This window comes from Paenibacillus sabuli (genome assembly GCF_014705605.1).
Classification (GTDB): domain Bacteria; phylum Bacillota; class Bacilli; order Paenibacillales; family Paenibacillaceae; genus Paenibacillus_D; species Paenibacillus_D sabuli.
In genome coordinates this window covers 1-3,112 of sequence record NZ_JACXIZ010000092.1, presented here as the reverse complement: position 1 = coordinate 3,112, position 3,112 = coordinate 1, and the positions used below count along the sequence as shown (strand labels likewise).

Sequence of the window (3,112 nt, the reverse complement as noted above, 5' to 3'; positions counted from 1 at the left end):
TTCCCTCTTTATTTCCAATTCTGGAATCTTTACTGAACTACTATGCTGTTATCTTCAAAATGAAGTTGATGCTTTTTGAACAGACTCTATTATGTGATGTTGGGGCCATCCTCGAGTAATCTACTACAAAATTCATCGTTTATCTTAATAATCGTTAAAATAAATAACCTTAAAAATATATAGTAATTCTGAGTATGTTTGTTTTCATCATCTGTGGAGAATGGTTGCAAATGACTATATTTATTCCTCAGATCTAATCCATTATTAAATTGTGATTTGTTTAATAAATAATTGATATACTCTTGTTCCGGTCTGGAAAAAAGAGTGCTTTCAAATTCTATAATATTCTTATCTTTAAGCTCGTTTAATATTTTCCTTCCATCAAACGAGTACTTCCAGTACGCTACTACATCATTCGTATATAACTCATAAAGTATTAGGATTAGAACTCCATTTGGAAAGACTATCGATCCAGCTTCATCCACTGTCAAATAGTTGTTCTTAATTAGCCACTCAATTTTTGGTGTATCGAACTCTGGGTAATCACTTATTTTAACTTTCTCATTGCATAGTAATTTAAAAAAACTATCATATGTCTTCTTCGTCTCGTCAATATATCCTAGGCCACTTTGATCTGAGAAGAGTAAGAATGTCACATTATGAAACTCATTACCAATACCATATGCATATTTATTTTCAATGAGAGACGGAATGTTCTTATAAATTAAATGTTCAGAACGAATTTCAAATAGTTCCAGATCAATATGACCTTCTTCAACATAAAGAATGAATTGTTTTAGGACTGATTCTAAAGCTGGCATCACATTAGTACATTTCTCGAGGAAAGTTGAGTTTACTGACGGCATTGTAACTCTGAAGTTATTGGCCCCAAACTCCGTTGATAAATACTCAACAAAGAACCATTCGATAATTTCTTCCAACCTAATACCATTTCTGAATAGCTGATCATAATAGCCTTCCATTTGAAGGATTGAGAAATGATTCTTATGTTCAAAAAAAAATCCCTTAACATAAGCATTCTTTGATGAAGTTAAAATATGACGCTCAAATACTCCCATTTCACTTTCCTTATTTACTAAAGTACATCTCATTTGTAAGTCAACGTATTCAAACAAATAAATGAAATTATTTAGTAACGTTGCATACTCAAGATTATCCCTTATCCAATTGGAACTGTAGGTAGCAGAGGTTGATAAGCCCTCATTATTTATCGAGACTACATTTTCTTGGTTATTTGCAAATATTACACTCGTTTCTATTCTCATACCTGAGTTATCTTTAAAAAACTGTTGCTCCTGTTCTTCGATTTTCTTTTTTGATTTCAAGATCAACTTTGGTGAAATCACAAGTTTATCTTTATTGCTTTGAATATTTGCAATCAGCTGTAAGTAATTAGGATTAGGTTGGTCACAATCAATATAATTGGAGATTATTTTCTCCTTGTCTTCGATGCTTAATTCTTTAGGAAGATGTATTTCTGCTATTTGTCTAAAATGTTTCATTTCATATTTATTTAGAAGTAACTTCGCAGAAGAACTATCACTAAGCATATATTCCCTAATTATTATGCCGTAATGTTCTACTATATTCTTGAATATTAATAACTCAGACAATTTGACTTTTGATGAGAAGAGAAGCTCTTGGATAATTTGTTCCGATAAATTCTCATATACCCTGAACTTTTCAATCAATTCCCAAAAATCAACTTTATAATAAAAAATAATTTCATCATAGATATTAGATATATTATCATCTGTAATTTCTTTAATATATCTAGCCATTATTCCAAAAAATTCATTAATATTTTTTTCGAACCGCTTGATATCTTCCGGATTCCAGCCCAATAAATACAATTTATTATCAAAATACTTTTTAATATTGTAAAGTTCGATAATGTCATTAATATCATTTGCTTCTTTATTTCCAGCTTCATATTCATTAATGAGTATTTCACTATTTTTAAGATTCCGTCCACATGTTAAATCGTTCGGTGAGTAATACTTCACTCTCTCCATAATTCTTCTCCTTAAAAACAAATTTTTCATTATTGAATGTTCCTGATTTTCGCCCCAATTTCACATAACGTTCAGGGTTCATGACGTCCGACGAAGTCGGATGTGTCCGGCTGATTCTGCTTCCTAGCTTCTCAACTCCGGCCCGGACCAAGCGGCGAACGCCGCGCAGCATGCACCCGTTGTTGAACGAAACCGCTGCGCGGTAGCTCTCGAAACCCCTACTTCCATTTTATCACACCTTCCGCTATTCTCTGGAGAAAAAAAGGAAGGTGTTGTCCCATGTCCAATCTGTCCAACGATCTCCAAGCCATGCAAATGGCCATGTCGCTTCGCGGCTTTGCTCAAAGCACGCAGCGCACGTATCTCGCCCATCTTCAGCGGTTTCAGGCGTTTTGCTCCCAGCCCCTTAGCGAGACCGGTTACCCGGAGGTTCGCGCCTTTCTTCATCATGCCATTGCCATTCGCAATCTGAGCTCCGCCTACGTGAATTCCGCCTATGGCGCCCTCAAGTTTTTCTTCCAATCCGTCCTCTGCCGCGAGTGGAACATGCTGCATGTCCCTCGTAAGAAAAAGCAAGCCTTCCTCCCCACCGTGCTCTCCACGTCGGAGGTCCATCGGCTGCTGGAAGCTACGCCCAACCTCAAGCACAAGGCCCTGCTGTCCACCATCTATTCCGCCGGGCTTCGCGTCAGCGAGGCCACCCATCTGCGGATTAAGGATATCGACAGCGCCAACATGCGCATCTTCATCCGTCAGGCCAAGGGCCACAAGGACCGCACCTCGCTCTTGTCCACCAAAAATCTGCTGCTCCTCCGGGAATACTGGAAAGCCTACCGCCTTGCGGTCTGGTTGTTCCCCGGCGTCCCGGACACCAAGCCGATCGCCACTCGGAGCGTGCAGTTCGCCTTTCGACGCTCGCTTCATGCGGCCGGGATTGAAAAAGACGCCTCCATTCACGCCCTGCGCCACAGCTTCGCCACCCATGCCCTCAATCAAGGCGCCACCCTCCTGCAGATCAAGGAGCTGCTTGGCCACGCCGATCTTCGGACCACTTCCTTGTATGTGCATCTCACCGA

Annotated in this window: 2 protein-coding genes; one reads left to right on the top strand and one right to left on the bottom strand. The window is 39.2% G+C overall.

Annotation, left to right across the window (positions count from 1 at the left end; genetic code table 11):
• Positions 1–89: 89 nt before the first annotated feature.
• Positions 90–2,036, bottom strand: a complete 1,947-nt coding sequence (locus IDH44_RS26190) for a hypothetical protein (RefSeq protein WP_223870065.1) — start codon at positions 2,034–2,036, stop codon at positions 90–92.
• Positions 2,037–2,315: 279 nt separating this feature from the next.
• Between IDH44_RS26190 and IDH44_RS26185 the strand changes: the two genes are divergently transcribed.
• The coding region (locus IDH44_RS26185) for a tyrosine-type recombinase/integrase (RefSeq protein ID WP_190921769.1) at positions 2,316–3,112 on the top strand (797 nt) is incomplete at its 3' end.

What these genes read in the sequence shown, in the direction of transcription:
- IDH44_RS26190 (WP_223870065.1), bottom strand. Translation starts at nt 2,036, where the DNA reads ATGGAGAGAGTGAAGTATTACTCACCGAACGATTTAACATGTGGACGG.